5 protein-coding genes are annotated in these 6,661 nt (G+C 41.3%); 3 read left to right on the plus strand and 2 right to left on the minus strand.

All coding sequences use genetic code 11. The features are described from left to right. Positions 1-769 (plus strand): mannose-6-phosphate isomerase, class I (gene manA / locus ACRCJ0_RS08280; protein ID WP_431390147.1); only part of this gene is annotated, 769 nt, incomplete at its 5' end. Between the two features lie 162 nt (positions 770-931). Here manA and ACRCJ0_RS08285 read toward each other — a convergent pair. Continuing rightward, positions 932-1,723: a formate/nitrite transporter family protein gene (locus ACRCJ0_RS08285; RefSeq protein ID WP_431390148.1), complete on the minus strand. Its 792-nt coding sequence runs from the start codon at positions 1,721-1,723 to the stop codon at positions 932-934. Between the two features lie 286 nt (positions 1,724-2,009). Between ACRCJ0_RS08285 and ACRCJ0_RS08290 the strand changes: the two genes are divergently transcribed. Next, complete coding sequence (locus tag ACRCJ0_RS08290) at positions 2,010-2,501, plus strand: cupin domain-containing protein (protein ID WP_431390149.1); 492 nt, start codon at positions 2,010-2,012, stop codon at positions 2,499-2,501. An 832-nt stretch (positions 2,502-3,333) separates the two neighbouring features. On the opposite strand, the gene pgeF is transcribed toward ACRCJ0_RS08290, so the two are convergent. After that, complete coding sequence (gene pgeF, locus ACRCJ0_RS08295; protein ID WP_431390150.1) at positions 3,334-4,098, minus strand: peptidoglycan editing factor PgeF; 765 nt, start codon at positions 4,096-4,098, stop codon at positions 3,334-3,336. A gap of 124 nt (positions 4,099-4,222) precedes the next feature. Here pgeF and ACRCJ0_RS08300 point away from each other — a divergent pair. Continuing rightward, positions 4,223-6,661, plus strand: a 2,439-nt coding sequence (locus tag ACRCJ0_RS08300; RefSeq protein WP_431390151.1) for an insulinase family protein, incomplete at its 3' end; no start/stop codon positions are given.

Genomic DNA, 6,661 nt, shown 5'->3' on the forward strand with positions numbered 1-6,661 from the left:
ATCTGACTTGTACCAAAAGCACCCAGAAATCTTCTTGGGAGAAGTGGCTGAACGTTTTCCATTATTAATCAAAATAATTGATGCCAAGGAAGACTTGTCCGTCCAAGTGCATCCGGATGACGCCTATGGACTAGCCCATGAAAATGACCTTGGGAAGACGGAGTGCTGGTATATTATGGACGCTGATCCAGGTGCCTACCTGATTTACGGCCACAATGCCCAGAATAAAGAACAGTTCTTAGAAATGGTCGAAGAGAACGAGTGGGACCAACTGTTACGTAAAGTGCCCGTTCATGCCGGTGATTTCTTCGCCGTGCCAGCAGGGACTATCCATGCTATCGGTGGCGGCGTATTAATCCTCGAAACCCAACAAAGTTCTAACACCACCTACCGGGTTTATGACTACGGACGCAAGGACGCCGATGGCAAGGAACGTGACCTACACATCCAACAATCAGCGGATGTCACCATGTTCCCCCACAAGGATACTCTAGCAACCGGTCATACAACTGAACTACCGGGCGGCTCAATCCAAGAATTTTGGACCAATGAATACTTCTCCGTGGCAAAATGGACAATCGAGGATATCTTGCATATCAACTTATCCGACAAGTACCAGTTGTGTACAGTCCTTGAGGGCCAAGGACAAGTAACGGTTGGCGACAAGGCTTGGGATGTAAAAGCAGCAGACGCCTTCATTCTACCAAGTGACCTTGGAGAAATTACATTGACAGGCCAATTCAGTTTGATGGTAGCAGAAGAAGCATAAATGGCTAGCGGTTGTTCAACCTGTTGACCGAATAAGAACCATAAAAATAGACCAAGGGGACATCAAAGCAGATGCAACCCCTTGGTCTCTTATTTTTTTAGGATGTTCTATGTAAATCGCGCGGCATTCTTTATACTTTTCTGGATACCTCATCATCTGGACTTAGTCGAGATATCCTGTCTCTACACTATTTAGGAAGCTATACCCTAGCCCCATGATAACACCGCCACCTACTAGATTGCCCATAAAGGCGAAGATCCAATTAATCAACACGGCCATCATATCCATGTCATTACCTGAGAAGAAAGCGATACTCATTAGCGAGAAATTCGCAATAATATGTTCTAACCCACCATAAACAAATAGGAAAATAACGGCGATGATAAATAGTAGGCGGCCAATATCATCTTTCATTTTCATCTGCCCCATAATGGTGATATTGACGAAGATATTTGCGAGAATCCCGTCTATGAATAAGGTCCAAATGTCTTTATCCAATTTCGCATTAATCATGGTCATGATCGCAGAATCAGCATTAAAATAATGTGCGATACTAGAATGCCCAATGAGTATACCAACAATAGCAGCCCCTAGTAGGTTCATGCATGTGCAAATAAAGATAATGGTTAATGCTTTTGACCAAGATAATTTCCGGCGATGCGCACCTGCGAAAAGGTACATCATATTTGAAGTAGCCAACTCACCGTTCAAATAAATAATCATGGCTAAACCTATCGGAAATATCAAAGCGTAGCTTATTTTACCTAAAGACGGGTAGTCTACAGCAATGGCATCCCAAACTAAGACACCAATAGCGGTTGGCAGGGTTAAGAATATACCCGCGTAAATAGCCCGCAACAAATATCGGACTTTTGATTGGTCAAAAAGGGCATCCTTCTTGGCAACTGCACCGTCGATTTTACTCATGAAACTCGAAATATTCATATCGCTCATAGCTTGTCTCCTTACAATCATTTTTCAATATTATGGACAAATTTTTCATAATGGTAGCCTAGCACAAACGTGAAGCGATTGTTTTAAAAACAAGACATTAAATAGTTATAAGTTATAAAAAGAGTGTTAGTTTGATAATATTTTCACAATATCGACAAATCATGTACGTGATTGTATTTATCGGATTCGTAATAATGTGGGCGCAAATGGCATAAAAAATCGTGCAAAATGCTGGGAGAATAGATACTATTGAAGGTGAAAAGGAAATATTTTGGAGGCGAAATATATGAAAGACAAATCAATTTGGATCGACCACTACAAGATGGCAGGACATGAAGAAGGCGGCTTTTTCTATCAAGTATTGAAATCAGACCAAACTATCCAGCTAGAAAGCCAAAAACCACGTGCCCTATATACCAGCATCTACTTTCTCCTAACAAGCAACAATCCATCAAGATTCCACCGTTTAACAGCCGATGAAGTGTGGTACTACCACTACGGCAGCCCACTAACTGTCCACATGATTACAGCAGAGGGTGACTATCAACAAGTCACTTTAGGCACAGACGTTGAACAAGGGCAAGTCCTTCAAGCAGTCGTACCAAAGGGGACTATTTTTGGCTCAACAGTTGAAGACGCAGATAGCTATTCACTAGTCTCATGCATGGTTAGTCCAGGATTTGAATACGATGACTTTGAACTATTCAAACGAGCAGATTTACTCAACCAATACCCAGATTATGCAGATATCATTCACTGTCTAACCCTAGTGGACTAGGCATATCACCTGCCTTAATATATTTCTAAAGAATCCATCACAGATTGACCACAATTTTGAGTCGGATTTTCATCATATCTTCACAAGTATCGTCTACTATATAAGCATACCCAATAAAGAACCAAACTTTTTCTTCATAAATCTTTCTCCTCCCAAAAACGAAAGATTACAGTCAACCAGTCGTCCTCCCAACGGCTGGTTTTCTATTGCAAACTTGAAAAATGGCTTTAATAATCTATAACCTTAAAATCATAGAAACAACACAAATTTTGACGAAATCTTCACAATATCTTCAAAGCTATCGCCTATTATATAAGCATACCCAATAAAGAAACCAAACTTTTCTTCATAAATCTTTCTCCTCCCAAAACGAAAGATTACAAAAAACCAGTCGTCCTCCCAACGGCTGGTTTTTTAATGCCCATATTTGAAAATAGACATAGAAATATTTTTGGCAATACGAACTATTTTATAGACCATAGTTGAATAAGCTTAAGCAAAGACTACATTTTATATTCAATAATCTTGAAAAGCCTTATTTATGGATTATTATTTAATGAGAAATTCCAAGTCATGAGATCTGTAATATGAAAGCTAAGGCTGACGCTTTCCTAGCATGCCTTAGCAGTAAAAAGGAGGGATGGCCCACAACAATCTGTTTGGCGTGTACGCCTTACAGATTGTGTCGCCAGACAAGTCTTCAGACCGAGATTGAAGACGGACCTACTGCTTTTAAGGCAATGATAGGAAAAAGCAGAAGTCGAAGGCTTAGAAAATTTACTATACCTCTTTAAAACTTACTAATTTACTCCATAATGTATAAATACTACTTCTATCCCTTTCTAGTAATAAAATTGAAATGACGTCCTGGGGTTTTATCTAGGCGGTAAGAAAAACCATCGGTCATCTTTAATGTATCCTGGTCGGATAATTGAATATTTTCTGGCAAGAAGCCCACTCGTTTCAACTGCTCAGCAACGGTTGCTTGATTATCAATCAAGTATTTCTCTCGACGGGCATCCCACTGAATAAAATCATCCGCATAACCAAGTGCCTTGAATTGGTCAGCAGCATCTTTGTCCACTTCAAAAGAATCTTGTGCGATAGATGGTCCGAGAATAGCTTTCATTTTGCCCATAAAAAGGTCTGGATCTTGACCTTTAATTTGTGCAAAAGTCCAAGAAACGATGTCTTGGACGGTCCCTTTCCAGCCTGAATGGATGGCACCAATCAAACCGCTATCCTCATCATAAAAGAGAACAGGCACGCAATCTGCCGTAAATACACCAAGTACAATATCCGTTTCGTAAGTATATAAAGCATCTACATCGTCCACCGCATCTTCAGTCGACAGACTACCGCGTCCCCGGTCCTCAGCTTTGACACGGTAAGCTTTTTTGGAGTGGGTTTGATTAGCGAAAACGAACTGGTCGGCGTCAACCTGTAATGCATCCGCTAAATCTTGTCGATTTGCTACAACTTGCGTCGGGTCTTCTCCAGTATGTAGGGCTAAATTGCCGTTAAGGGTTTGCTTGTTGTCTTTTAAAGTCGTACCAGCAATTAAATTTTCTGGTGTGTCATAGAATTGGATCGTCATAAGGTTCATCCTTTCTGCTTTCAGTTACGCTTATTATAGCAAACAAGCGGTCTGACTAATAAAGTCCTGCAAAAACTGTTAAAATATAAGGAAACAAGAAAATGACCGATAAGGAGATAATTGTATGACAACCAGCTTGAAAAAAGGGGACCAAATGCATGGTTTCACCCTTGTAGACAGTCAATTTATTCAAGATGCCAACGCCCAAGTCCACACCTTTGCCCATGAACAATCAGGCGGCCAAGTAATTTGGGTTGAAAATGATGACCAAAACCGTTCGTTTGGGATTGGTTTTAAAACACCACCAAAAGATTCGACTGGTGTAGCCCATATTGTGGAACATTCAGTCCTTTCTGGATCACGTAAATATCCAGCGAAAGATCCATTTATGACCATGTTGAAAACGTCAATGAACACCTTCCTAAATGCTATGACCTTTTCAGATATGACCATTTATCCAGTATCATCGATGAATGAAGAAGATTTCCATAACTTAACGGATGTCTATTTAGACGCCGTTTTCTTCCCTAAAATGACCAGCGAAGAAAATATTTTCCGACAAGAAGGTTGGCATAAAGAGTTATTCGATGCGGACGAGCCTATAATCTATAACGGGGTCGTTTACAATGAAATGCGTGGGGCTTATTCAGACGCAGAACGCATTATTATGCAAGATGTTACGGCGAATATGCACCCAGGCTCAACCTATGCCCACGAATCAGGCGGTTATCCATACGAAATTCCTGATTTAACATTTGACAATTTCAAACAATTCCACGCCGACCACTACCGTCCAGATAACGCCCTTGCCTATGTTTACGGTGACATCGATATGGACCGTACTTTGAGTCAAATCAACGGCGATTTCTTCAGTGAATTCTTGAAAAAAGACCAGCAAGTTCAATTTGACTTGCCAGAAACAAAGGATGGCCACATCGAATACCAGGCCTTTTATGACGCTGATGAACGCAAGACAGCCGAACATGATTCTTACCTTACCTACATGACCCATGTAGGTGCATCTACAGACTTGACCAATAATTACGTGGTCAATATTTTAAGCGATGCCTTAATTGAATCTGAAGCTGCGCCTATACGACAAGCCCTTATCGAAGCTGGGCTAGCGGAAGAAGTTGAAGCCATTGGGTCAGACGGTTACTACCTAGATTTCGGTCTAGTTCTGAAACAATTCAATCCAGCTAATAAGGACAAGGCCCTTGCTGTAATTAAAGAAACCCTAACTGACCTTGTAGCCAACGGGATTAACCGCGACCTACTTGAAGGGGTGATCAACACCCGCGAATTCGCAGCCCGTCAAGCCGGCGGTGCCATGAAGGGGATTACCTATGAAATCCAAATGACCATGGCATGGCGATATGGCATGTCTCCGACCGAAGTCCTTCATTTTTCGAAATATTTCGACGATTTAAGAGCGAAATTAGCCACTGACTTCTATGAAGAATGGCTTCAAGACAACTTGCTGGCGGCAGATGCCAGCTTAGTCGGTATTTACCAACCGAAAGTTGGCTTATTCAAAGAACAGGACGACCAACTAGAAGCCAAGTTAGCTGCTGAAAAAGCCGCAATGACTGACCAAGACATTCAAGCATTAATTCAGGAAAACCAAGCGTTGCGGGTCTACCAAGATACACCAGACACCGATGAAGCCCGTCAAGCCTTACCAAAGTTAGATATTTCAGATGTACCGCGGACAACCCAAGCAATTGCTGAAGAAACATTAACCGGCCAACAAGGGGTACCCGTCCTTTTCCATGAACAAGACGCATCAGGCATTCGATATGTACAAATGGCTTACAAATTAGACCATATTGCAGCGGAAGATTTGCCATACGTGAATTATGTGACCATTTTATTAGGTTTATTGGACACGGAAAATTATGATTATCGTCAAATGGACATTGAAATGATGAAGGCGACTGCTGGAATTTCTATGCGACCTAAAGTCTTTATTCGTGAAGGTTCGCAAGATGATTATGTGCCAGTTTTAGTGTCATCATTTGCGGCGATTGGTGACCATTCTGCTCGTGGTTTTGAACTATTACAAGATACGATGAAATTTACTGACTTTTCTGATAAGTCACGGATTTTAAATGTCTTACAACGGGTGAAATTCAATATGAGTCAGTCATACGAAGGGGCTGGCCATCGCGTAGCCATTTCTAGACTGCGGTCATTCTACTCACAAGCAGCCAAGTATGAAGACGTCATTTCTGGTTTATCATTCTATGACCATATGACTGATTTAATTGAAAATTTCTCAACTAAGGCAGATGACTTTATTGCTAAATTAATTGAAGTGAATGGCAAAATGTGGGATCCTCGCATGCTGACAGTCAGTTTAACAGCAGATATGGCGGATAAAGCCACATTACTTGAACAAGTTGATCAATTTATCGATCAAGCTGATCAGACGGATCGCGTTGAACCCGTATCTGTTGAGTTTGATTTAGCGGGCAACAACTATCACGAAGCCATTCAAACCAATGGTAACGTCCAATACGTATCCGTAGGTGGTCGCGTGCCAATTGAAGACTACAATGGG

It is taken from the genome of Aerococcus sp. L_32 (genome assembly GCF_050689315.1).